Below are 24,414 nucleotides of genomic sequence, written 5' to 3' on the forward strand. Positions count from 1 at the left end.
GTGCGGGGTGACTGGCGTGCAGTCGTGTCGTGAGTCGGCTCAGTTTTGCGCCTCAGCCGGATAGATCAGCGTGCCGTCGGCCTGAGGCTCGGCGCCCGGCGTCATCGTGGCGGCGTTCGTGTGATGCGCGTCCATGATGTGCAGCACGGTTTCATCGTGCATCAGCAGATAGTCCGTAATGATACGCCGGTGGCAGCGCCACCAGACCGCTTCCGAGCACATGATCGCGCAGCGCTGCCGATGACCGAGCGTCAGTAGTTGCGCCAGTCCTTCGCGGAACGCGTCGCTCATTGCGTAGTCGGCATAGTTGCGAAAGGCCGGATGCGTCCAGTACGCATTCGGCGACGGCGTGTCGTCCTTGCGCCTGCTGCGGCGTCCGCCGAGCGCGGCGAGATGCACGTAGTCGATATGTTCGGCTGAGAGCGAGGCGGGCAGCGTGTCGCGATTGAACTGCGGGTTGGTCCGCGAGCGCGGGATGCTGCGCACGTCGACCAGCAAGGCAATCTGTTCGCCTTTCAGTAAGTCGACGAATTCCTGCAACGGACGCGTCGAGTGGCCGATCGTGAAAAAAGGGCGTTTCGTTTTCATGCGTGCCTCGCCGACGCTGATAGCGGCGACGATTTCTACAGGTTTACAACGTGCGGGGCAGTAAGGTCAACCGCGCCCCGGTTCAGCTGCTGCACGTGCCATGCCTGACGGGCGCTCGAATGCATGCACGCTCGCGAATCGCAAGGCCGCGGGAGAGACGAGCCGGGTAGCCATCATTCCGGTAGCGGGTGCAACCTTGCTCCCACGAGTCAGAGTTGCAACAATGCACCCGCGACGGCAGCCGCGCGGCACGCCGTCGCCCGTATTTTCTTTCGACCCGCTTGCACCATGACCGACGGCCTGCCCAATCCCCAACGTGCGTTTGCGTACCTCGCGATCGCCATCGCGATGACGATGTCGGTGCTCGACACCTCGATCGTCAACGTCGCGCTCCCCACCATCAGCAACGACCTCGCTGTGTCGCCCGCGAATGCGATCTGGGTCGTCAATGCGTACCAGCTGGCGATCACGGTGTCCTTGCTGCCGCTCGCGGTGCTCGGCGACAGCCTCGGCTACAAGCGCGTCTACTGCTGCGGACTCGTGCTCTTCACGCTGGCGTCGTTCGCCTGTGCGAATGCGCACACGCTGCTGGTGCTGGCAGTCGCTCGCGTGTTTCAGGGCTTCGGCGCGGGCGGCATCATGAGCGTGAGTATCGCGCTGGTGCGCTTCGTTTTTCCGAAGGCACGGCTTGGCGTCGGCGTAGGTTTGTCGTCGCTGGTGGTGGCGGTTTCGTCGGCGGCGGGGCCGAGCATCGCGTCGGCGATTCTGTCGGTCGCGCACTGGCAGTGGCTGTTCCTCGTCAACGTGCCGCTCGGCGCGCTGGCGCTGTCGATCGGTGCGCGCACTTTGCCGATGACACCGACTTCGGGCGCTCGCCTGAGCGGCGTGAGCGTCCTGCTCAACGCGCTCACCTTCGGCCTGCTGATCTCGGGTCTCGCGGCTTTCAACCAGCCCGGGGCGACGCAGCGCGGCGCCGTGATGGTTGCGCTCGCACTGGTGGCCGGCGTGCTGTTCGTGCGACGCGAAAGCCGGCTCGCGAAGCCGATGCTGCCCATCGACCTGCTGCGCATGCCGGTGTTTTCATTGTCGATGGCGACGTCGATCTGCTCGTTCGCGGCACAGACGATGGCCTACATCGTGCTGCCGTTCTATTTCGAGCAGACGCTGAAGCTGTCCGAAACACAAACCGGCTTTCTGATGACACCGTGGCCGCTCGTGACCGCGTTGATCGCGCCGGTCGCGGGCCGGCTGTCCGATCGTTGGGCGCCTGGCCGCATCAGCAGCGTCGGGCTAGTCGTGTTCGGCTGCGGACTCGCGATGCTCTGTCAGCTCGGCGACACGGCGACGCGTTTCGACATCGTGTGGCGGCTCGCGGTCTGCGGTCTCGGCTTCGGGATCTTTCAGTCGCCGAACAATCGCGTGATCATCGGCAGTGCGCCGCGGCATCGCAGCGGCGGCGCGTCCGGCCTGCAAGCGATGGGTCGTCTGCTCGGTCAGTCGAGCGGCGCGGTGGTGGTATCCATCGTGTTCGGGCTCGTGCCTGGCCGGCACCTGACGCTGATTGCTGGCATCGCCGCGGCGCTCGCATTGATCGCGGCCTGCGTGAGTTCGGTGCGGCGCATGACGGAGCACAGCGATGCCCCGCAGGAACCACAGGCTACGCCAACGCGGCCGGTCTCCGAGCGTTGACGCGGGTGCGGCGCCGTTGCGCCGCCGGTGCGCCTAAGCGAGATTTGAAGGCGCCGCCTTCAGCACGTCGACGTGCTTCGGAATCAGGCCGAGATCGAGGAACGTATCGGCGATCTGTTGCTGCTCGCCGAGAATCGCGCGGGTAATCGGCTGCGTGCCGAACTGCTGACGCTGCACCGCCGCGTCCACGACCTGCTTCGGCAGACCCCATAGCTGCGCGAGTTCGCTCGCAAGCTGGTCCTTGTTCTGCTTGCCCCACTGATCGACCTTGTCGAGCTCTTCGATCACGATGCGGATCACGTCGGGATTGTTCGCCGCATAACTCTGCGACGAGAAGTAGAACGCGCGATTGCCGACCACGCCGCTCGCATCGGCGATCACGCGCGCGCCGAGCGAATGCTCTGCCGCGGCGAAGAACGGGTCCCAGATGACCCACGCGTCGATCGACGCGCGCTCGAACGCCGCGCGTGCATCGGCCGGCGCGAGAAACACGAGCTTTACGTCGCCGTATTGCAGGCCATGCTGACGCAGCAGCTTGACGAGAAAGTAGTGGACGTTGCTGCCTTTATTGAGCGCGATCCGTTTGCCCTTCAGATCCGCGACCGAGCGGATCGTCGATTGCGGCGGCACCAGCACCGCTTCCGACTGCGGCCGCTTGTCGGTCGCCGCGACATAGGCCAACGGTGCGCCAGCGGCCTGCGCGAAGATCGGCGGTGCTTCGCCGACGTCGCCGAAATCGATCGAGCCAACGTTCAGTGCTTCCAGTTGCACGGGCCCCGCCGCGAACTCGGTCCATGTGACCGATACGTTCAGCGGCGCGAGCCGTTTCTCGAGCGTACCCCGGCCCTTCAGCAGATTCAGATAACCCTTCTGGTTGCCGACGCGCAACGTGCGCGCGTTACCTTGCGCGAACGAAAGCGGCGCTGCCGCGGCGGCCGCGGCGCCGAGCGAAAGTTTCAGGAAGGTGCGGCGGTCGTGGGGCGTTCTGGTAATGGACATGACGGGCGATACCATCAGAAGGGCAATGAAGAAGGCAGCATGCGCGGCGGCCGAAGCGCCGCCGCTCGAGTCGTGCGTGATTCGTGCTTCACGTCAGTGCTGCGGCGCGCCATCCCATGCCGGCAGCGTGGCGCCGTGATAGACGGTCAGGATCGCCGACGCGACGTTGGCCTGCTGATAGCTGTCGACGATCGTCTTCACCCACGCAGCGTTCGCGTCTTTCGCATTGACCGCGATGAAGTTGCGATAAGGATTGCCCGGCACCTTCTCCTGCGCGATGCGTTCCTGCGGAATCTTGATGCCCGCCTTGATCGCCCAGTCGGTATTGACGACCGCAGCGTCGAGGTCGCCGATCGCACGGCCGACGATGCCCGCGTCGAGTTCCTTGATCTGGATGTGTTTCGGATTGTCCGCGATGTCGCGCGCGGTCGGCAGCAGGCGGACGTCGGGGCGCAGCTTGATCAACCCATTCGCCTGCAGCAGAAGCAGCGCGCGGCCTTCGTTGCTCGGATCGTTCGGCACGCCGATCGTCGCGTTCTGCGGCAGCGCCGCAACCGATTTCACCTTGCGCGAGTAGAGACCGATCGGCTGCACGTAGGTATAGCCGACGGGCACGATCTGATAGTGGCGCGCGGAGATCTGCGCATCGAGATAGGGCTTGTGCTGGAACGAGTTCGCATCGAGGTCGTGTTCGGCCAGCGCTTCGTTCGGCTGCGTATAGTCGGAGAAGGTCGTGATCTTGACGGTGATGCCCTGCCTGGCCGCGTTGGCGGCGACCGCGCGCCACACGTCTTCGTCCTCGCCGGACATGATGCCGACTCGCACCGTTTGTCCTGCCGCGAGCGCCGGTTGCGCGATGACGATGCCGCATGTAACGAGAACCGTCAGGAGTGCGGCCCTGAGTGCTTTGGTCGTAGTCATGATTGGAATGCGATCGAAGTGAAGGTCCGGAGATCGTAGAGAGGCGCTCGTTAGCGCACAAATAATATCGAGCACTATCGTTATCGCGGTTGAGCGTAAGCGGACGAGCCGTTTCGTCGGCACCGCCGGACCACCATTGCGTCGGCGGCGCAAAGCATTGCACAAATGCTTGTTTGCGCAAGCGCGCGACGCTGACTAGATTCGACGAATGCCATCACCAGGAGGCGCACGATGTCATTGAACCTCGCATCGTTCTATCGGCGGGCTGTGTCCGGCTCCTTCGAAGCCGTGCGGCAGCGGGTCCATCGCGACCACCCGCGCGACGATCCCGAGCGCCTCGAGCGCATTGCGACTTACGCGCGCGCGGGTTACTTCAATATGGGCTATACGCTCGAATCGTTTAGCGTGATCGCGGAAATTGCACCGGATTGACGGTGTCGTAGGAGGGGTTGTGCGCGCCTGCCGACGCGCGGCAACGACGCACCGCGCGGCATATCGCCGGCCGTCATAACCTTAGTCGCAATCGGCTTTGATCGGGGCGCGCACACTACCTATACTCGTGCGCTTGTCGATCAACCCAGGCCGCCTCGCCGGCACGAGCATGTCGGGACATCCACGTATCACTAGCGACGCGCACGATGCGTCGAAACCCGCGTCGCCGCGACGCCGCCTGTTGGGCGGTCTCGCGCTGTCCGCGTTGGCCGCGCCGAATCTGAAGGCCGCGACGCTGTTAAAGCCGCTGAGCGTCGATCCGTGGACACAGTCCCCCGGCGCGCCGATTCTCGAGCATCCGTACGGGCTGCCGTCGCCGCGCGAGTCGAACGTGATTCGCCGTGCCGCTCGGGCATGGCCGATGCCGGGCGCCGCATCGTCGTTGACGCCGCTTGCGGATCTGCATGGCTCGATCACGCCGAATGGGCTCGTCTATGAGCGGCATCACGCGGGAGTGCCCGATATCGACCCCGATGCGCACCGACTCGTGATTCACGGTCTCGTGCGCGAGCCGAAGCTGTTCACGATGGACGATCTGCTGCGCCTGCCATCGGAGTCGCGCATTCATTTTCTCGAGTGTTCGGGCAACACGGCGAGCGAGTGGAAAGGACCGAGCGGGCTGCCTGTGCAGATCACGCACGGCCTGCTGTCGTGTTGCGAGTGGACGGGCGTCAGGCTGTCGACGCTGCTCGAAGCCGTCGGTGGACGCACGGCGACCCGCGACGGCGCAACGCCGCAATGGCTGCTCGCCGAAGGCGCGGACGCCGCCGCGATGACGCGCAGTTTGCCGCTCGAGCGGATTCTCGAGCGCGCGCTCGTCGTCTATGCGCAAAACGGCGAGCGCCTGCGGCCGGAGAACGGCTATCCGCTGCGTCTGTTGGTGCCGGGCTTCGAGGGCAATACCAACGTGAAATGGCTGCGGCGGCTGAAAGTCGTCGATGCGCCGCTGCAGACGCGCGAAGAAACGTCGAAATACACGGGCATCCTCCCCGACGGCCGCGCGCGGCAGTTCGTGTTCGAGATGGACGCGAAGTCGGTGATCACGCGGCCGTCCGCCGGGCAGCGTCTAACCGCGCAGGGCTTCTATTCGATCGTCGGGCTCGCGTGGTCGGGGCGCGGCGCGATCCGCAAGGTCGAGGTATCGACCGACAGTGGAGCGACATGGCAGACGGCGGTGCTCGATGAGCCCGCGCGCGATCGCGCGTTGACCCGCTTCCAGGCCGGCTTCGTGTGGAATGGCGCGCCGACCGCCATCCTGTCGCGCGCGACGGATTCGACCGGCTACGTTCAACCGACGCGCGAGGCGCTCGTCGCGGCGCGTGGACTGAACTCGAACTATCACTACAACGGCATTCAGCAGTGGCGGATCGAAGCCGATGGGAGCGTTAAAAATGCGTGAACCTGTGAGGTTCGGTGCTTCGAAATCGAAACCGATGCGCGCTCTGCTGGCATGGGTCACGGCTAGCAGTCTGCTCGCAGGCTGCTCCTCTTCATTCGATGCAACGCGCGGCGCCCAGTCCGCCGCTGCTGCGCAGGCGCGCTGGCGCGCTTCCGTCGACGCGATCGGCAAGCCTGTCAGCGAATCCGATCTGAGCGCATGGAATATCGACGTCGCGCCGGACGGCCACGGCCTGCCCAACGGCAGCGGCGACGTCGCCACGGGTGGCCGCATTTTCGCGGCGAAATGCGCGGCCTGTCATGGCGTGAAAGGCGAGGGGTTGATCGGCGATCAGCTGATCGGCGGTGCGGGCACGCTCGGGACCGCGAATCCGAAGCGCACCGTTGGCAGCTACTGGCCGTATGCGACGACGCTGTTCGACTACATCCGCCGGGCGATGCCGTACAACGCGCCGCAGTCGCTGAGCGCGGACGAGGTGTACGCGCTCAGCGCGTGGATTTTGAACCGCAACGGCATCGTGCCGGACGATACGCGTCTCGACGCGCATTCGCTCGCCGCTATCCGCATGCCGAACCGGGATGGCTTCGTGCCCGACCCTCGACCGGGCAGGCTTTGACAAGAGTTCGATCGACGGGCTTATTGAAGCGGTAAGCGCATCAAGCCTGCGGCGGCAACAGCGCGGCAAGCAAGCGGCGCAACTGCGCCAATTCGCTTGCCGTCAGCCTTTCAGTGAGAATGCGCTCGACCTGCTCGACGCGCGGACGCAAGGCCGCAAGCTGCTTCTTACCGGCAGCGGTGAGATACAGCACATAACTGCGCTTGTCGACAGGATCGTCGGCGCGCTCGATCTGGCCATTGCGCACCATACGTGCAACCAGATCGGCGATCGTCGAACGATCCACATCGAGTTTGTCTCCGAGTTGCCGCTGACTGACGCCGGGTGTCTCGTGCAAGACCTCGAGCGCCGCGTACTGCACGCTCGTGATCTCCGCGGAAACCTCGCTCAGCCAGACCGCTGCATGGCGCTGTTGGGCACGGCGCACCAGGCTGCCAGTAAATTTGGGGAGCGCGCCGGCGTCTTCAGGTTTGATCGGCAATTTCGGAGTGTCGGATCTAGTTATGGTTTAACGCGCGCGAAAGATGGGCCGGAAGAAGGCGTTCAACTCCGCGTACGCATTCAACGGGAGAACATGGGCCACGTATTGGTCGGGACGTACCACCACGAGCGCACCTTGTTCGCGATCGATGCCGCGCTCGTCGAAGATATCAGTCGTCGCGTCGCTCGTAAATGCCTTTTCGTAGTCGATCAAGCCGTGGCGACCCTTGCGCGGCAGCAGCAGAGCGGGGATGTCCTGGAGACGGACTTCGCGATGCGGCTGTTGCAGCACCGCGCGCAGATCGAGAACGCTGTCCACGTCGGCGTCCTTCGGCGTGAAGAGCCGCAAAACGGATTCCGGCGACTTGTCGAGATGCTCGCACAACGCATTCAGCGCACGACCCGACGCGTCCGCAAAAGCGTACAGACGCCAACGGCCGTCCGCTTGCGCGGCATGTCCGAGATGGAACGGCTTTGCATCAGCGAGGCGAACCACAGGCGACGAGTGAAAGCGCGTGCCGATCGTAAAGCCCTTGGCGAGGGCCTGATGCGTCGCTTCACCGGTCAGGGTGGCAGGCCGGTAACGCGTTGCGACGCCAGCCGTGTAGCGGCCAGCGCGAACGAAGTACGCCTGCAGCTCCGCGGGATCGACACCGCCTGCCTCGGGCCGGTTGGGGTCCTTCGGCGGAGCGGCCATCATTGCCGACCATTCCTTGTCGAAATCGATCAATTCCTGCGCAATGGGTTGGCGCTCGTCCGAATACGTGCGCAACAGATCGGCGTCGCTACGGCCTTCCAGCACCGCGCCGAGCTTCCAGCCGAGATTGAAGCCGTCCTGCATCGACACGTTCATGCCCTGGCCCGCTTTGGCGCTATGCGTATGGCAGGCGTCGCCGGCGATGAACACGCGCGGTTCGCGCGAAGTACCGTCGGCTGCGATGGCGTCGTCGAAGCGGTCGGTGAGACGCTGACCGACTTCGTAGACGGAGAACCACGCCACTTCCTTGACGTCGAGCGTATAGGGATGGAGGATGCTCTGCGCCGTCTCGATGATGCGATCGACCGTGATCTGCTTGAGGTTGTCGCGGTTCTCCGGGGTGACGTCACCGAGGTCGACATAGAAGCGAACCAGATACCCGCCTTCACGCGGAATGATCAGCAGGTTGCCCTTGCTCGCGGATTGAATTGCCGCTTTCAGCCGGATGTCCGGAAAGTCGGTGACGGCCAGCGCATCCATCACGCCCCATGCATGGTTGGCCGCATCACCGCGTAGCGTCTGTCCGATGGCGGTGCGTACCCGGCTGCGAGCGCCGTCGCAACCGACTACATAGCGCGCGCGCACGGTCACGGTCTCGTCGAGACGCGCGGGATCGGTACGCCGCAGCGTGACCAGCACCGGGTATTCATGCGTGTCGTCGCGCTGAACGTCGACCAGTTCGAGTCCGTAGTCCGGTTCGATCCGGCGCGCGGAGCGACGCATCACGTCGAGCAGATACTCCTGGATACGCGCCTGATTGACGATGACGTGCGGAAATTCCGAAAGGCCCGTTTCGGTATCCTGAACTCGGCCGGTACGACTGATCGCGCCGCGGTCATTTGCATCGGGTCGCCAGAATACCGTTTCATTGACCCAATAGGCTTCTTGCAGAAGGCGATCTGCGAGGCCGAACGCATTGAACATCTCGACGGTACGGCACGCTACGCCATCGGCCTGCCCCATCTGCAACGGTCCGTCGCGACGCTCGACGATGCGCGTGTTGATCGACGGGAATTGCGACAGCTGCGCCGCCAGCACGACTCCGGCAGGGCCGCTGCCGACGATCAGCACATCGACCTTCTCGGGCATCTGCGCAGCATGCGCGTTGCTGATGGCTGGTTCGATCGTCGGATCGCCGACCCGGAAACCGTTGAGATGAAATTGCATGACGTCATCCTCCGTTCAGTAGATATCTGCTGAACGCGAATATACTCCGTACCCCAACCATTTTGAAGTACTTCGTGCGAGGATGGATGTTTACCCTGGTGCGGAAGAGCCCTCGTGGATCGTCTGATTCAATGACCGTGCCAATGGCCCCCATGGCCACCCCAGTAGCCGCCGATGCCGATGCCGAGGCTCACGGACGGCGGTGCGACGTAGTACCCCGGTGCATAGCCATAAGCGGGCGCTGGCGCATACCCATAGCCATAGCTGGGCGGCGGCGGGGCGACGACGCAGCCCGCGAGCCCGACCGATACGATGATTGCAAAGAGTAGTCTGCTCATGATCGTTGTCCTCCAATCATGGAGGGCGTGCAAGTTTCGGTCCAGCCGCCTTCCGCCACCACGTCGACAGAACCCATTCGTCGGCGGAGAAGTAAAGCGGCAGCTTCGCCGGATAGGCGAGGCTGTTCCGGTATGCGATGCGATGAACCGAGGAATACCAGTGCGGGATCACGTAATAGCCGTTCATCAATACCCGGTCGAGCGCGTGCGTCGCATCGACGAGTTGCTCCTCCGTTTGCGCGCCCAGCACCTTGCGCAGGATCGCGTCGATGGCCTGCGACTTCACACCCGCGAGATTATCGGAGCCAGGCTCGTCCGCGTATTGGCTGCCGAAACGCGATAGCTGCTCGGTGCCCGGCACCTGCACGTCGGGCAGGCGCACGGTCGTCATGTCGAAGTCGAACGCGTCGATGCGCTTTTGAATCAGTGCGAAATCGGCGGTGCGAAAGTTCATCGTGATGCCGAGTTTCTGTAGATTGCGGCCGAACGCAGCGGCGACCGGTTCCATCGACACGCCGCCGCCCGTGTCGCCGAGCAGTTCGAAGACGAACGGCTGACCCTTCGCGTTGCGCAGCGCGCCGTCACGATACGTCCAGCCCGCCTGCGCCAGCAGGTCGCGCGCCTTGATCAGGTTGGCGCGCAGCGATCCGGGCGGATCGGTGTCGGGCTGTCGCGGCATCTCGCTGAACACCGCGGGATCGAGTTTTTGGCGTAACGGATCGAGAATCGCGAGTTCGCCTTCACTGGGTTTGCCCTTGGCCTGCAGGTCCGTGTTGACGAAGAAGCTGTCCGTGCGCTTGTACTGATCGTAGAAAAGCTGCCGGTTGAGCCACTCGAAGTCGAACGCGAGATCGAGCGCCTCGCGCACGCGCACGTCCTGAAAGAGCGGCCGCCGCAGGTTGATGAAAAAGCCCTGCATGCCCACGCCGTTGTGATGAGGAAACTCGCGTTTGATCAGCTCGCCGCTGTCGAAACGCTTGCCGATATCGCGCCGCACCCAGCTTTGCGCGGTGTGTTCGACGAGCACATCGTACTCGCCCGCCTTGAACGCTTCGAGTTGCGCGACCGCGTCCGCATACAGCTTGTAGTCGATGCGCGCGAAGTTGTGCGTACCCACGCGGACCGGTAGCGACGCGCCCCAGTAGTTCGGGTTGCGCTTGTAGCTGATGGTTCGGCCGCTGTCGTAGCGGTCGATCAGATAATCGCCGCTTGCGATCGGCTTCTCGAACGCGAGCTGGTCGAAGGGAATACGCGTGCCGTCAGGCCGCATGCCCCACTTGTGCGAAAAAACCGGAATTCCGCCCGCGAGCAGCGGCATTTCGCGTGTCGCGACCTTGAAATCGAAACGGATCGTGAGCCGGTCGATCACCACCGCGCGCGCGATTTGCCCGAAGTACACCGCGAACTGCGGCAGCGCCTGCGGACTCTTCAGCGTGTCGAACGAGAACTTGACGTCGGCTGCGGTGACCGGATCGCCGTTCGAGAAGCGCGCTTTCGGATTGATGTGGAAGGTTGTCGACCGGCCGTCTTTGGCGACGTCGATGTCGTCGGCGAGCAGGCAATACGCGCTCGCCACTTCGTCGGCGCTGCCGGTCGTCAGGCTTTCGAACATCAGTCCCAGTCCCGGTGCGGGATTGCCTCTCAGTGTGAATGGGTTGAATTTGTCGAAGCTGGTCAGCCGGTTTGGATTCGCGAGCACGAGCGTGCCGTCGCGGGGGGCGTCGGGATTGACGTAGTCGAAGTGCTTGAAATCGGCGGGATATTTGGGCTCGCCGTATTGCGCGATCGCGTACACGGCGCAAGCGGGATCGGCACTCCATAGCGCCGATCCGCTCAGCACGAGCGCGAGCATCAGGCGCCAGCTGTTGGACGAGCGGTTCGTTGGAAAAGTCAAAACGCGATCCCGGTATCCGACCGGTGCATCCACACGGCAGGCGATCGCGCGGCGCACATCAGCCGCCCGCGCCCGTCATGACATCCCAATACGGGAGCGGGTTCAGCACTTCGACGTTCGCGGGTGCGAACTTCGATGGATGTCCGGCTGGATGCCTGATGGCGGACGGCGTGGTGGACATGGCTTTCCCTTTCGATGTTGGGGCCGGTGTCGTCGTCATGTGCATTAGCCGTGCCTGAACGCTTCGCTTGACTGTCGTTCTTCGTGCTCTGCGCGTTTCGCGGCGCGCATGCTGACGCTGCGACGCCAGCGGCAACCGGTCGATCATGCATCACCGTCGCATCACATCGCCTTTGACACCCGCCATCAACGCGCCCCCGCTAAGTACAAGCAGCCCGGCAAGAATATAAACGGCGAGATCCATACTGCCCGTCGCAGTGCGTATCTGCCCGATCACCCACGGGCTGACGATGCCGCTGGTGATGCCAATGCTGCTAATGAAGGCAATGCCCGACGCAGCCGCTTTACCAGACAGATAGCTGGTAGGAACTGACCAAAAGATCGGCAGCGCCGCGAAAATCAACACGGCAGCCAGCGACAAGATACCCAGCATTGCAGCAAAGCTGCTCAGATGCAGTGTAAGTGCCGCAAGCGCGAGACCCCCGCCCACCGTGCAGAAAGCAAAATGCTTACGCCGTTCCCCGGTCCGATCCGAGCGGCGCGCAATCAGAATCAGGCCCACCGCGCCGATCGCATTCGGCACCACCGTATAAAGACTCGTCGCAACCACATCCTGAACGCCGAAATCACGGATCATCAACGGCATCCAGAAGTTGAGCGTCAGCGATGCACAGGTCAGCGAAAAATAGATGAACGCGAACAGATAGACGCGTGGATTGAGCAACGCCGCCGCGAAGCTGCGACCGTGATGCCCACTGTCTTTCGCCTGACCTTGCGCGCACAGCGCGACGAGCCGGTCCTTTTCAGTCTGCGTGAGCCAGCTCGCGTCGTGCGGCTTGTCGACCAGATAGCGCCACGACAGCAATCCGAGAATCACAGCGGGTGCGCCTTCGATCGCAAACATCCACTGCCATCCGAACAGGTTCAGCACGCCGCCCATGTCGCGCATGATCCAGCCGGAGAAAAGTCCGCCGAGCACCCCCGCGACCGCCACGCCCGCGAAAAACACCGAGATCACGGCGGCGCGCCGGCTGGCCGGAAACCAGTACGTCAGGTACAGAACGATGCCGGGGAAAAAGCCCGCCTCGAACACGCCCAGCATGAAGCGCAGAACGTAAAAGTGCGCGGGCTTCGACACGAACATCATGCACATCGACGCAATGCCCCACAGCAGCATGATTCGCATGAAGGTTTTACGCGCGCCGTATTTCGCCAACAGAATATTGCTCGGCACCTCGCACAGCACGTAGCCGACATAGAACACGGCTGCGCCGAGTCCATACATCGCGTCGCTGAAGCCGAGATCTTGCTTCATCTGCAATTGCGCGAAGCCGATGTTGATCCGGTCCAGAAACGACACGACATAACAAAGAAACAGAAACGGCACGATGCGCCACGCGACCTTCCTGAACATCGAATCGTCGCTCGCGACGGGCGCGGCGTGGCCAATGGCGTTGCCATCGAGGGAATGCTGCATGTCTCGCTCCAGGTGCGGAGCACGCCTGTGCGAAGACGAGCGCGCCCGAGGCGTCTAGCGCGCCTTCATGGTTTGAACGGGGAAAAGGAAAGACCGGACGGTCTTTCCCGGAGTGCGTGGGACGATCAGCTTTGCAACGCGTCCCACATCTCCTTGTCGCGCTGCGCGGTCCAGATGCGCGGATGACTGATACCGCTTGCTTCGTCGTAGGCTCGCGACACGTCGAACGGCAGGCAATGCTCGTAGATGAAGACATTGCCGAACTTCGGGTCCATCGCCTTGCGCGTGAGCGCCATCGCACCCTTCAGATCGAGTTTGTCCCTGAACGCTTCTCGGCCCGCCTGCAATAGCGTGGTCACGAAGTCTTTGGTGTAGTCGAGGCCCTTGTTCACTTCCGCGGGCGACAGCAGCGCAGGGCCGCGACCCGGCACCAGCTTTTCCGCGTTCAGCGCGCGCAATGCTTCGAGCGTTGCCGGCCATTGTTCGAGTTGCGCGTCGCCGCAGTAGCAGGCCGCGTCGTACTCGACCAGGTCGCCGGAGAACAACACCTTCTGCGACGGCAGCCAGACGATCGTGTCGCCCTTCGTATGGCCCGAGCCGAGATGCGCGATGCGCACTTCGAGTTTGCCGAGAAACAGCGTCATTTCCTTTTCGAACACCAGCGTCGGCCACGTCAGGCCGGGAACCGTTTCGACGCCGGCGAAAAGGCGCGGGAAGCGTTCGATCTCCGACTTCATATCGGCTTCGCCGCGCTCGACGATCATTTCGTAAGTGCCGCGGCTGGCGATCACCTGCTGCGCGCCTTCCTTGAAGTACGCCGACGCACCCAGCACCCGCACCGCGTGATAGTGCGACAGCACGACGTATTTGATCGGCTTGTCGGTGACGCTGCGGATCTTCGCGATCAGGTCTTGCGCCATGGCCGGCGTGGCGGTGGTGTCGACGATCAGCACGCCGTCGTCGCCGATGATCACGCCCGAATTAGGGTCGCCCTCGGCCGTGTACGCATACGCGTTTTCCGACAATTGGGTCCACGTGATCTTCTTTTCTTCCAGGTCGGCCTGGGATGCGAAAGCCTTCGCCATGTCTGTCTCCGTCTCACGACTCGTTGGGGGATGAGTAATAGTCGTCGCCGCGTGGATATTTGTCAATGACAAAATACCTTGTCATTCACTAAGCTAGGGTAAACTCCGTTGGTTGGTCGGCACGGGCCGATCGGATACCATCTAGGCCTTCCACGGGCGCGACACCGAACGGGCCGAGCCTCCTTCGGACAAGGTCGGACAACACGATGGCTGATACGACAAGCGAAAAGAAACAGCGGGGCATTCAAAGCGTCGAGGTCGGTGGCCGGCTGCTGCAGGCGCTGGCGCGACAGCGCGAACCGCTCGGGCTGACCGAACTGGCCGGCGAGGCGCAACTGTCGTCGGCGCAGGCGCATACCTATCTGGTGAGCCTGACGCGCCTCGGCCTCGTCAAGCGCGACGCGCTAACCGGAAACTACGAGCCGGGGCCGCTATCGCTGCGGCTCGGCCTCATGCATATCGAACAGCAGCCCGTCTATCGCATCGCGGCGCCCCACGCGGCTGCGCTCGCGGAGCGGATCGGTCTTTGCGTGGCGATCTGCGTGGCGGGCGTGCAGGGACCGACCATCGTTCGATACGAGCGCAGCGGTGCGCCACTGCATGTCAATCTGCACATCGGCACGGTGATGTCGCTCGAAGCGACATCGACGGGCCGCGTCTTCTGCGCGTTCTGTGCGCCCGAGCAGGTCGCGCAGATGGCGCGAAGCCAGGCGCAGTCGGCGGAGCCGACGCCAGCGCGCGGCCGCGCTGCCAAAGCGCCGGCTAGCGCCGAGTGGCGCAAACGCTTCGATGAGATCCGCGCGCGCGGCATCGAGCGCGGCATCGATGCGCCGAGTCCGGGCATCAGCAGTCTGAGCGTGCCGGTGTTCGATGGCGATCAACGGATGCAACTCGCGTTGACGGCGATCGGCTCGTCGGGCTCGATCGACGTCGCGTGGGATGGCGCGGTCGCACGTCAGCTGCTCGAAACTTCCCGACGCATCACCGAAGCACTGGTCACACCCCCCTGAGAATCATGCAGATCGAAACCCCGGACGCGTCCGACGCGAACCCGCCCCAACTCGGCGATACGAAAGCTCAGCGCGGCATCAGCGCGCTCGACAACACCGGCGAACTCCTGCTGGCCCTCGTTGCCGCGGGCCGTCCGCTGTCGCTGCGCGATCTGGCCGCCGCCGCCGATATGCCCGCCGCCAAGGCGTTTCCGCATCTGGTGAGTTTGCTCAAGGTGGGTTTGCTGAGCCGCGACGACGCGGGTCTTTTCAGCGCGGGACCGCTCGGCATGGAGCTCGGCCTGATTGCGTTGCAGCGCATGTCGCCGATTCGCGATGCCGAACCGGAGATCGTCACGCTGGCGGTGGAATCCGGCATGAGCGTAGCGGTGGCGATTCTTGGACCTTTGGGACCTACCGTGATCCGCTTCGAAGAATCGGCGCGACCGCAACACGTGAGCCTGCGCGTGGGCACCGTGATGTCGCTCGTCAACACGGCGATAGGGCGCGTGTTCGCTGCGCATCTCGCCGACGACGTATTGGTCGGGCTGTTGTCGCAGGAATCGATCAGGCTCGCGGGTGCGCCGGCTTCGGAGGTACTGGTGGCGCCGAAAAAAGGCCCGCCTTCGTTGGTCCCGGCGTATCTGGCACGCCGCGCGAAGGTGCGCAACTTCGGCATCGATGACGCACTCGATGCGCCGGTGCCGGGCATCGGCGCGTTGGCCGCGCCCGTGTTCGATCACACGGGCAGCGTCAGCCTGGTGGTCGCGGTGATCGGTCCATCCGGGGGCTCTGACTTCAGCCTGGACGGTGCGACCGCGCAGAGGCTGCTCGCCACGACACGACGGCTGTCGTGGCGGTTCGGCTGGATCGGGCGCTGAACTCGGTTCAATCCGCGCGCGCCAGCGCGAGCGCTTCGAGCAGCACGTCGGCATCGCCGATGTGATTCGCGAGCAGCAGCACGAGCTTCGCGTTCATGAAGTGGCTTTGTTCGTCGGTCAGTCCGTTGTGCGCGTCGATGAGTTTTTCATAGAACGCATCGGGATCGGCCATGTTCGTTTCGATGTTCAGCTTGGTCATGATGGTTATCCGTTGCAAGTTGCGCGATCCACGGCCTTGGTGACCGATGCCGTGTCGAGAGCGCGCCAGCGCGCGCAGACGTGCTGGTCCGGACGCAGCAGATAAAACGTGCCGGGTCGCGCATCGAAGCGATGCGTGACGATGCCTTCGATGTCTTCGATCACCGTGACGTGAGGTATGTCCGGCAGAGCCGTCACGGGCGCGCCGCGTGGCACGACGATCAATGAGTGGACCGGCACCGCGAGGTTTGCGAGCGCGCGAAGCTTTTCGGCGCATTTCGTCAGGTCGTCCCCCTGGCCGCAGAAGTGCACACCCGTGAAGCCGCCATGTCCGGTCTGATTGAGGAACCAGGCGTCTTCGCCAGCGAGCTTGACGGGCGCGTCGGTGCTGGCCGCGCCGGGCACCATCGCACCGTTGAACGCGTCGGCGTCGGGCGTGTTCAGCGGGGAGTCGCGCAGCACCGCCGGCACCGACAGGCGGCCGCTGTTGACGATGCGCCGCGCGAATGGACACTCTTTCGCGAGCTTCAGCGTGGCGTCGCGGAACATCCGCGAAACCGCGCTTTTCGGCGTGATGAAGTCGGTGGCGCGCGATGAGTTCAGGATGTTTTCGTCCGCCGCATATTCGCGCTCCGATGCGTAGGTATCGAGCAGCGCTGGCGGCGCGTCGCCGTTGACGACGAGCCGCAGCTTCCAGGCCAGATTGTCGGCATCCTGCACGCCGCTATTCGCTCCGCGCGCGCCGAACGGCGATACGCCATGCGCCGAATCGCCCGCGAACAGCACGCGGCCATGCCGAAAACTGTCCATTCGCAAACACGAAAACGTGTAGACGCTGACCCATTCGAGCTCGAACTCGGCATCGTCTCCGAGCAGCGCTTTCACGCGCGGAATCACTTTTTCAGGCCGTTTTTCCGCGACCGGATCGGCGTCCCAGCCGAGTTGGAAATCGATGCGCCAGACGTTGTCGGGTTGCCGATGCAGCAGTACCGATTGATTGCGATGGAACGGCGGGTCGAACCAGAACCAGCGTTCGGTCGGAAACGGCGCCTTCATTTTCACATCGGCGATCAGGAATCGGTCCTTGAAGGTGCGACCGCGGCTGTCGAGACCGAGTGCCTTGCGCACCGCGCTGCGCGCGCCGTCGGCGGCGACCACGTATTGCGCGCGCATCGAATAGATGCCATCGGGCGTTTCGACCTGCAACTCGACATGGTCGTCTTGCTGGGTCACACCGATCACATTGCTTTTCCAGCGCATCTGCAGATTCGCGGTCTGCTTCGCCTGGTCTGCCAGATAGCCTTCGACGTAGTACTGCTGCAGGTTGATGAACGCAGGTCGCGCGTGGCCTGTTTCCGGCAGCAGATTGAACGTATAGATCAGTTCATCCTGCAGGAACACCTTGCCGACGTTCCAGCTCACGCCTTTGTCGACCATCCGTTTGCCGCACCCTAGCCGGTCGAAAATTTCCAGCGTCCGCTTCGCAAAACAGATCGCGCGCGAACCGCTCGACAGCGTGTCGTCGTTGTCGAGCAGCACGGTGCGAACGCCCTGCTGGGCCAGATCGATGGCCGCGGACAACCCGACCGGGCCAGCGCCGATCACGACGACCGGATAGGTGAGCGGGGCACCGGCATCGTGGTCGGCGGCTCGCTGGTAGTCGAACCGCATCGTTTGGTAGTCGATCTGCATGGCGTCTCCGGGGTTCTGCGGGATATCTTCGATTAATCTATAGCAAGCATTATTGCTCCTTGCTAATGCTGCCCATTCTATAAAGCTTTTTAGGCGATCGAATCTGTATTTACCCTGGTGCGTTTGCTCCCGCATGTGCTGCTGGCAACGAAATCGCTGACCGGCAAGCGCACCGCAGTAAACCGCGGCGTCGATGGAGCAATTGAGCGCAGATGCGGTTCAGCACGTGCGTATTCTCGTGGCGGAAATCAGCAACGCTGGTGCGTCGCACAGTTCAGGTTTTGAGTGAAGTGGCCGGCCGGCTACCTACGGTGAAGTTGCTAAAAACAGGCATATAAAAAATGCGGAGCCACTCGCACATGCGAGGGCTCCGCTGGTAGGAAGGGCCGGGTACCGACTGACAATCAACGATTGGATTCTTCTCAACTGAGGACCGGCACAGCTCTTCCTGAACAGACCCCGTAGCGTTTATAACTCATTGGGTGGTATGCGCCGCGCCGGCCTGAGTCGTGCCAGGTTGTGCCGATTCGGCCAAGGCGGCGCGTGCGCGGTCGCGGGACTCGCTTGCCGCCTGGTTGCGTTCTTGCCGGGCATCGCGAGCTTCGGCCCTGAACGCCTTTCTGGCTTCCGCGGTCCGGGCACGTTGTTCGCGGTTGGCCTCGCGAATCTCGTTTCGCTTCTGAACGATAGGGTCATTGTGGGTAGTCGTCGGTACAGTAGCAACCTCTGCGACAGGGGGCGCCGTCGTGGTGGGCTGCTGGGCGATAGCTGCGCCCGAAGTCATCAGGCCGAGCACGACGAGCGTTGTGGCGATTCGGTTGGTAAGGCGGCTCATGATCTACTCTCCGTTCGATTAAGGTCTACTGAATAACGACGACTGCCTTCTGAAGTGATGTGAGGTTGTCAGCCGACTGCGGTCGCCTCCGGTACAGCGAGGCGCTGATGGATTCTTTCGGATTCGTCTCAGCACAGGACTCATTCTAACGAACGCCCCATTCATTTCAAATAGCTTTCAGTGAGATTTGCCAGGGTAAACCCTCTATATGGCAGCTGAATTTAGTGCCTGACCTGGCGGGCCGCCGCTGATCGTTCAGCCGGCGGGTCTCCTGATGTTGATTGAACACGGTTGTTCCGACGATTATTCGACGACTCATTGAAACCAGTGGAGACAGGTTTATGCGAGCGATCCATATCCATGAATATTGCGGACCCGAGGTGCTGCGCCGTGTCGAACTCGGCATACCGAAGCCGGGTTTCGGCGAGGTACTGATACGGGTTGCCGCTGCGTGCGTCAACTTCATGGACGTCCACACGCGAGAAGACAAGTATCGCGATTCGCGCACCTATCCTGTCAGGGTTCGCTCCGCGCTGGGCATGGAAGGCGCGGGCGAGGTCGTCGAAACCGGAGCGGGTGTGACGTCGCTTTGCGCGGGCGATCGCGTGGCATGGTGCATATCGTGGGGCGCATACGCCGACTTTGCGGTCGTACCCGCCGCGCGGCTCGCGAAGCGTCGCGGCGTGGAAGTGTTCGCGACGACGAGTACGCCGCAGAAGGCTGCCATCGCGCGGGCACGCGGCGCGGATCATGTGATGCTCTATGAACACGGCGCCTTCGCTGATCGGATTCGCGAGTTGACGCGTGGGAGGGGCGTCGATGTGGTGTTCGATGCGGTCGGCAAGACCACTTTGCGCGATAGCTTTCGCGCCGCACGGGTGCGCGGCCTGATCATCAACTATGGTTCGGTCACGGGGCCGATGCGCGACCTCGACCCCCACGAACTCGGCGAAGCGGGCTCGCTGTTTCTCACGCGTCCGCGGCTGGCCGATCATCTCGCCGATGCCGCCACGGTGCAGCGTCGCGCGGACGATGTGTTCGCCGCCATCCGGCAAGGCGCGCTCAATGTCGAGATCAATGGCCGCTATACGCTCGACAACGTCGAGGAAGCGCACGCGGCGCTGGAGGAGCGTCGGCAGGCGGGGAAGGCGGTGATCGTGATCGGCTGAAGGCAGACGCGTCCCGGCCAGTGGCATTCGTGATACGTTAGCTGACACGGACAGCGACGGAGACCGCCGATGCTGATTTCTCTGCTGTTGCTTGCGGTGCTTCTTTGGTGGACGTTCGCGATCCGTCCGTGGCATGCGTCGTCCGAGCGACTTCGTGCAACGAAGTTGGCCCCGCGTTCGACCGCCCGGTTTGTGATTGCCTTGACGATCTGCGCCATCGCTGACGCGATGAACATGGACAAGCTTGGTCTCGCGTACGCTCAAGCACAGCAGCCGTCGTCGTTCGAGAGCTTCGCCGTGCCGGCCGGCAGCGCACCGCATGACGTCGCACCGGCGCATGACGGCACCGTGTGGTACACCGCTCAGGCGCGGGGAGCGGTCGGGCGGCTGGACCCGCGCAGCGGCAAGATCGACACGATCGCGCTCGGCGCCGGATCGGCGCCACATGGCGTGATCGTCGGCCCCGACGGTGCGGCGTGGGTCACTGACGGCGGCCAGAACGCAATCGTGCGCATCGATCCGAAGACGCTCGCCATCACACGTTTTCCGCTGCCCAAGGACCGGTCAGACGCCAATCTGAATACCGCAGTGTTCGACAAACAGGGGCATCTGTGGTTTACCGGGCAAAGTGGTATCTACGGCGAGCTCGATCCTCAGCGCGCGCGCATGCGCGTCTTCGATGCTCCGCGCGGGGCCGGGCCGTACGGTATCTGCGTGACCCGCGCTGGGGATCTGTATTTCGCTTCGCTGGCGGGAAATTATCTCGGTCGCATCGACCGGACGACGGGTGCGGCCGAGGTCATCGAGCCACCAACGGCGAATCAGGGCGCGCGCCGCGTCTGGGCCGATTCCATTGGGCGCGTCTGGGTCAGCGAGTGGAACGCCGGAAAGGTCGGCGTATTCGATCCCGCGATGCATCAATGGCGTGAATGGCGACTGCCCGGCAACGGTCCGCATGCGTACGCAATATTCGTCGACGACCAGGACATCGTCTGGCTCAGTGAATGGAGCGCCAATGCGCTAGTGCGCTTCGATCCGCGTACCGAGCGCTTCGACGTATTGCCGCTGCCGCGTGACCACGCGAACGTTCGTCAGATGATGGGCCGCCCGGGCGAGGTCTGGCTGTCGGAATCAGCCACCGATCATCTGCTGCTCTACCGGTCTCATGCAGCCGATGTGGGCCGGCAGTGACGCCACATTGAACCGGGACCGGAATTGCGCAGTCCGCCGCGCTCCACGGGCGCGGGCCAGCTATAAAAGTGGCTAGAGCAGCTGGAGGGTTCGGGGATCGGCTTCTCCGCCGAAATACTTGCGCAATGCTTCGACAAATACATCGTTGTCGTTCGTGGCGCGCGCGAACAGGGTGACCGACGAGCGAAACTTGAGGTGATCCGGATACCCGAAAATTTCCTCGATGGAGCGGTCGCTGACGAGGTTGACCAGTTGCGTGGTTTCGCGTAGCCGTGGACCGAGTGTCGGGTGGCGCAGGTACGCTTGCGCTTCGGCCAGCGACGAAAGCGCGAATCGCTGGGCCATTGCGCTGGTACCGAGCCCCTCGATTTGAGGAAACACGAACCACATCCAGTGGCTTCGCTTACGTCCATGCTTCAGTTCATCGCATACCTGCGCATAGACCGGGTCCTGCGCATCGAGGAAGCGTTGAAGGTCGTAGGGATCGTCCATTTCGTACTCCGCTGCAGACGTGAAAACCTATCGTTGAACCACGATTCTCGCGCGCATGAAGGTAGAGGTCTACGATCGATCTTCGTCCCGGACCGGCAATGGAACAGACTTGAGTAGTCTCACAAGCCTTGCTCGCTGCAACGGAGTCAATCCTCGTGTAGCGCTCAGTTGCTGAACCCGTGCGGGCCAATAGACGCCGGTGAACAGAGATTCCGCGGCAGCCGCCGACAGGACCCGTTCGAGATGGGAAATCGCATCCTCGGCAGTCTGGGGCGAATAGGGGCTCTCGGTGTCTCCAGACTGTTTTCTGCTTGTAGTTTTCATCCACTTCTCTCAATGTGGTGACCGCTTGAATCCGGTCTGTACGTCAGGCGTCAGTTGAGCCTGCTTCTTTCAGCAATGCATTTGCGCTTGTGGATATCCGTGCACGGCGATGCGAATCACTTTTGCACGCGCATTTGATGCCACGGGCCGTGCCGATTCAGTTCCCGCAGCATTCGTGCCCGCATTCGCTCGCGGCGATAGTGGCTAATGACCATGATCATTGCGATACCAAGCGCCGCGCCTCCGATGACCAGACCTATCCAGGTTTCACTCATGACAGTCCTCTCAAGGAAGCATAGGGAAGTTGCGTAAAGCGGTTCAGGCCGGTTTGTGCGGTGTCGCGGCACGAACCGGCGAGCACGGTCGTCGCGCACCTGCTACTGCATGTGTTGGCCACCGTTGATTGCAATATTGGCGCCGGTCACGAAACCGGCGTCGTCCGAGCAGAGGTAAAGCACGAGCGCCGCCACTTCCTCGGGCTTGCCCAGACGCCCACAGGAACCTGCGGCAGGATCTTCGTATCGAGGATCTCCTGAGGAATCGCCGTGACCATCTTCGTGGCGAGGTATCCCGCCGAAACCGTGTTGACGGTAACGCCTTTGCGCGCTACTTCCAACGCCAGCGATTTCGTGAAGCCGTGCATGCCGGCCTTGGCTGCCGCGTAGGTGGTCTGGCCGATCGAGCCTTTCGAGCCGTTGACGGACGAAACGTTGACGATGCGTCCCCAACCCCGCGCGACCATCTCCTCGCAAAGCGGCTTCGTCATGTTGAACACCGAATCCAGATTAATGCGGATGACAGCGTCCCAGTTGACCTTGTTCATCTTCCGGAGCGTCATGTCGTCGGTGATTCCGGCGTTGTTCACCAGAATGTCGACCGGGCCGACTTCGAACTGAATTTTGGCTGCGCAGTGCTGGCACGAATCGTAGTCGGCCACATCGACCGGATACGCGAGAAAGCTTCTGCCCTGAGCTTCCATGTCCGCGAGCCATGCGGCTGCGCCGGCGTTGTTCGGCGAGTACCTGACTACCACCGCATAACCCGCATCGTGCAGTTTGGTACTGGTCGCTTCTCCCAGACCGCCCATACCGCCAGTTACTACAGCAATTCGTTTCGTCATTTCAATGGCAACGATGGGACCAGGTCGTCAGCCTTGCGCATCCGTCGCCACGTTACGCCGCGAGCGTGTGACGAATAAACCGCAACGTCAGACGCACTCATCTATGCCGGATGCATCGCGGCCTGCCGTATGTGCATGCCGCGTATCGCGAATGCCGGCCTTGGGGAAGTGGAGGCATGCGAAGCGGCTAAGACGGATGATTCAACCGGGTTTGCCATCGGCACGAGCGAGGAGAAGCCACGCGGCGTATCGGATGCAATAGAGAACCAGTGCGGCCGCCCAGCAGAGACCGGATGCGTATATCCACGTCATCGTGAACTGCGGAGCGAGCCAGGGGCCGAGCACGCGAATCAGAGTCGCCAGAATGAACAGACCGTAGCAGGCGATCTCGACCTGACCCGCCACGAGTTCGCGTCCGGTATGTCCGCGCGCGGTGCGCGTGATCATCGCGATGATCGCGGATCCAATGACTCCCACCGTGAAGGTATGAATCGCGAGCGAATGCGGGACGACGCCGAACGCGGCGAGTGCCAGCATCGTGAAGCCCAATGGAATTCCCGCATAGGCGATATGGAGGATCAGAAGGATCGGGCGATAGCCGACGCGCCACGAACGCCATCCGGCGAGCCGGAGCCCATGAAGGGCCGCCGCTGCGGCAGACGCAGCAACGATTGCCGCCCACTGCGCACCAAGCGAGTCCAGCAGAAACGCGAGCAGCGTCGCCGGAATAACGGTTGCTTCGACGAATCGCCAGCGTTTCGCGCTAAAGCCCGGAACGGCATTGGCTGTAAACGACGGAATGATGCGCCCGCCGATGACCGTCACGAACAAAACGAGCATGCCGACCGCGAGCCAAGCACTGCGCAGCGCCCAGTCGCCGTGACCGTGGGTTGCCCACACATGGAAGAGTACGTTGAGAAGCGCGAGCAATCCGAGTGCGACGGGCAGAAAGATGTTGTGGCGATTCTTCGCCTTCAACAGCACTCGCAACAGAACGAGCGCAACTACGGGCAGAAACGCCACGTCCACGACGACGCCGAGCGGACCCGCACCGCCCCACATCATGATCCGGCCAGCAAGCCAAAGAAACAGCAGTGCCGCGAGCCCTGTGCCATATGCGGGATTCGTGCTCGTCCACGCGCGAACCGCGGTAAGCAGAAATCCGGTGACGATCGCGGCGCCAAATCCGAAGATCATTTCGTGAACGTGCCACAGCGTTCCCGACATGTAGGACGTGGAGTCCAGCAACGGCCAACCTGCCAGCGCGCCGAGCCAGAGCAGAATGGCAATACTGCCGAACACAGCGCCGGCCAGATAGAACGGCCTGAATCCAAGCGCCCACAGAGCGATGCGGGGCGGTGTGTCGACTTGACCTGATTCGATCCTGATGGTCCGCTTCATGACGGCTCCAAACGGCAACTAGGTGGTGATTCATCTTATA

The 24,414-nt window shown here is 62.8% G+C and carries 24 protein-coding genes and 1 pseudogene; 8 read left to right on the top strand and 17 right to left on the bottom strand.

All coding sequences use genetic code 11. The features are described 5' to 3' along the window. Window positions 1–39: 39 nt before the first annotated feature. The gene (locus BC1002_RS32560; RefSeq protein WP_013094232.1) at window positions 40–588 is read right to left on the bottom strand and encodes a DUF488 domain-containing protein; all 549 of its coding nucleotides are present in this window, start codon (window positions 586–588) and stop codon (window positions 40–42) included. Window positions 589–876: 288 nt separating this feature from the next. Between BC1002_RS32560 and BC1002_RS32565 the strand changes: the two genes are divergently transcribed. Continuing rightward, a complete protein-coding gene (locus BC1002_RS32565; RefSeq protein WP_013094233.1) occupies window positions 877–2,277 on the top strand; it encodes an MFS transporter in 1,401 nt (466 codons plus the stop codon). Between the two features lie 33 nt (window positions 2,278–2,310). On the opposite strand, the gene BC1002_RS32570 is transcribed toward BC1002_RS32565, so the two are convergent. Further along, a complete protein-coding gene (locus BC1002_RS32570; protein ID WP_013094234.1) occupies window positions 2,311–3,276 on the bottom strand; it encodes a sulfonate ABC transporter substrate-binding protein in 966 nt (321 codons plus the stop codon). A gap of 93 nt (window positions 3,277–3,369) precedes the next feature. Continuing rightward, window positions 3,370–4,197 (bottom strand): MetQ/NlpA family ABC transporter substrate-binding protein, encoded by an 828-nt coding sequence (locus BC1002_RS32575; RefSeq protein ID WP_013094235.1) that lies wholly within the window; start codon window positions 4,195–4,197, stop codon window positions 3,370–3,372. 231 nt (window positions 4,198–4,428) lie between these two features. Between BC1002_RS32575 and BC1002_RS32580 the strand changes: the two genes are divergently transcribed. The 3 genes from BC1002_RS32580 (at window position 4,429) to BC1002_RS32590 (ending at window position 6,704) form a co-directional block, all read left to right on the top strand. Next, a complete protein-coding gene (locus tag BC1002_RS32580) occupies window positions 4,429–4,629 on the top strand; it encodes a hypothetical protein (protein ID WP_013094236.1) in 201 nt (66 codons plus the stop codon). 169 nt (window positions 4,630–4,798) lie between these two features. After that, the gene (gene soxC, locus BC1002_RS32585) at window positions 4,799–6,088 is read left to right on the top strand and encodes a sulfite dehydrogenase (RefSeq protein ID WP_013094237.1); all 1,290 of its coding nucleotides are present in this window, start codon (window positions 4,799–4,801) and stop codon (window positions 6,086–6,088) included. Beyond that, window positions 6,081–6,704: a c-type cytochrome gene (locus tag BC1002_RS32590; RefSeq protein ID WP_013094238.1), complete on the top strand. Its 624-nt coding sequence runs from the start codon at window positions 6,081–6,083 to the stop codon at window positions 6,702–6,704. Before soxC ends, BC1002_RS32590 begins: the two co-directional genes overlap by 8 nt. A gap of 40 nt (window positions 6,705–6,744) precedes the next feature. Here BC1002_RS32590 and BC1002_RS32595 read toward each other — a convergent pair whose 3' ends face one another. From BC1002_RS32595 to BC1002_RS32620, 7 genes are all read right to left on the bottom strand, one after another. After that, the gene (locus BC1002_RS32595; protein WP_013094239.1) at window positions 6,745–7,185 is read right to left on the bottom strand and encodes a MarR family winged helix-turn-helix transcriptional regulator; all 441 of its coding nucleotides are present in this window, start codon (window positions 7,183–7,185) and stop codon (window positions 6,745–6,747) included. 27 nt (window positions 7,186–7,212) lie between these two features. Next, a complete protein-coding gene (locus BC1002_RS32600; RefSeq protein WP_013094240.1) occupies window positions 7,213–9,108 on the bottom strand; it encodes an FAD-binding monooxygenase in 1,896 nt (631 codons plus the stop codon). A 128-nt stretch (window positions 9,109–9,236) separates the two neighbouring features. After that, a complete protein-coding gene (locus BC1002_RS32605) occupies window positions 9,237–9,446 on the bottom strand; it encodes a hypothetical protein (protein WP_013094241.1) in 210 nt (69 codons plus the stop codon). Window positions 9,447–9,462: 16 nt separating this feature from the next. Beyond that, window positions 9,463–11,298, bottom strand: coding sequence for an extracellular solute-binding protein (locus tag BC1002_RS32610; RefSeq protein WP_013094242.1), 1,836 nt, complete (start codon window positions 11,296–11,298; stop codon window positions 9,463–9,465). 100 nt (window positions 11,299–11,398) lie between these two features. Next, the gene (locus BC1002_RS39480) at window positions 11,399–11,521 is read right to left on the bottom strand and encodes a hypothetical protein (protein WP_013094243.1); all 123 of its coding nucleotides are present in this window, start codon (window positions 11,519–11,521) and stop codon (window positions 11,399–11,401) included. A gap of 150 nt (window positions 11,522–11,671) precedes the next feature. Beyond that, on the bottom strand, window positions 11,672–12,997 hold the full coding sequence (locus BC1002_RS32615) for an MFS transporter (RefSeq protein WP_013094244.1): 1,326 nt from the start codon (window positions 12,995–12,997) through the stop codon (window positions 11,672–11,674). Window positions 12,998–13,122: 125 nt separating this feature from the next. Then, window positions 13,123–14,082: an MBL fold metallo-hydrolase gene (locus tag BC1002_RS32620; RefSeq protein WP_013094245.1), complete on the bottom strand. Its 960-nt coding sequence runs from the start codon at window positions 14,080–14,082 to the stop codon at window positions 13,123–13,125. Window positions 14,083–14,288: 206 nt separating this feature from the next. Here BC1002_RS32620 and BC1002_RS32625 point away from each other — a divergent pair, with 206 nt between their 5' ends. Then, window positions 14,289–15,092, top strand: coding sequence for an IclR family transcriptional regulator (locus BC1002_RS32625; RefSeq protein WP_041735772.1), 804 nt, complete (start codon window positions 14,289–14,291; stop codon window positions 15,090–15,092). A gap of 5 nt (window positions 15,093–15,097) precedes the next feature. Continuing rightward, window positions 15,098–15,952, top strand: coding sequence for an IclR family transcriptional regulator (locus tag BC1002_RS32630; RefSeq protein WP_041735774.1), 855 nt, complete (start codon window positions 15,098–15,100; stop codon window positions 15,950–15,952). Between the two features lie 7 nt (window positions 15,953–15,959). Here BC1002_RS32630 and BC1002_RS32635 read toward each other — a convergent pair whose 3' ends face one another. The 3 genes from BC1002_RS32635 to BC1002_RS32645 all read right to left on the bottom strand — a co-directional run bounded on the left by BC1002_RS32635 (window position 15,960) and on the right by BC1002_RS32645 (window position 18,677). Further along, complete coding sequence (locus BC1002_RS32635; RefSeq protein ID WP_013094246.1) at window positions 15,960–16,151, bottom strand: DUF2783 domain-containing protein; 192 nt, start codon at window positions 16,149–16,151, stop codon at window positions 15,960–15,962. A 5-nt stretch (window positions 16,152–16,156) separates the two neighbouring features. Then, window positions 16,157–17,842 carry an FAD-dependent oxidoreductase gene (locus BC1002_RS32640; protein WP_013094247.1) on the bottom strand — a complete coding sequence of 562 codons (1,686 nt, stop codon included), beginning with the start codon at window positions 17,840–17,842 and terminating at the stop codon, window positions 16,157–16,159. A 475-nt stretch (window positions 17,843–18,317) separates the two neighbouring features. After that, the gene (locus tag BC1002_RS32645; RefSeq protein ID WP_013094248.1) at window positions 18,318–18,677 is read right to left on the bottom strand and encodes a hypothetical protein; all 360 of its coding nucleotides are present in this window, start codon (window positions 18,675–18,677) and stop codon (window positions 18,318–18,320) included. Window positions 18,678–19,018: 341 nt separating this feature from the next. On the opposite strand from BC1002_RS32645, the gene BC1002_RS32650 reads away from it, so the two are divergent. Together BC1002_RS32650 and BC1002_RS32655 are read left to right on the top strand one after the other, a co-directional pair. Then, window positions 19,019–19,846 carry a zinc-binding dehydrogenase gene (locus BC1002_RS32650; protein WP_013094249.1) on the top strand — a complete coding sequence of 276 codons (828 nt, stop codon included), beginning with the start codon at window positions 19,019–19,021 and terminating at the stop codon, window positions 19,844–19,846. A 228-nt stretch (window positions 19,847–20,074) separates the two neighbouring features. Continuing rightward, window positions 20,075–21,037: a Vgb family protein gene (locus tag BC1002_RS32655; RefSeq protein ID WP_420798804.1), complete on the top strand. Its 963-nt coding sequence runs from the start codon at window positions 20,075–20,077 to the stop codon at window positions 21,035–21,037. Between the two features lie 72 nt (window positions 21,038–21,109). Here BC1002_RS32655 and BC1002_RS32660 read toward each other — a convergent pair whose 3' ends face one another. From BC1002_RS32660 to BC1002_RS32670, 4 genes and pseudogenes are all read right to left on the bottom strand, one after another. Then, window positions 21,110–21,529, bottom strand: a complete 420-nt coding sequence (locus tag BC1002_RS32660) for a DUF1810 domain-containing protein (protein ID WP_013094251.1) — start codon at window positions 21,527–21,529, stop codon at window positions 21,110–21,112. Window positions 21,530–21,969: 440 nt separating this feature from the next. Next, on the bottom strand, window positions 21,970–22,128 hold the full coding sequence (locus BC1002_RS38570) for a hypothetical protein (protein ID WP_013094252.1): 159 nt from the start codon (window positions 22,126–22,128) through the stop codon (window positions 21,970–21,972). Between the two features lie 171 nt (window positions 22,129–22,299). Then, a pseudogene (locus tag BC1002_RS32665) lies at window positions 22,300–22,973 on the bottom strand (SDR family NAD(P)-dependent oxidoreductase); the annotation flags it as partial. A 201-nt stretch (window positions 22,974–23,174) separates the two neighbouring features. Continuing rightward, window positions 23,175–24,374, bottom strand: a complete 1,200-nt coding sequence (locus BC1002_RS32670; RefSeq protein ID WP_013094254.1) for an NnrS family protein — start codon at window positions 24,372–24,374, stop codon at window positions 23,175–23,177. Between the last annotated feature and the right edge of the window lie 40 nt (window positions 24,375–24,414).

It is taken from the genome of Paraburkholderia atlantica, assembly GCF_000092885.1.
GTDB lineage: Bacteria > Pseudomonadota > Gammaproteobacteria > Burkholderiales > Burkholderiaceae > Paraburkholderia > Paraburkholderia atlantica.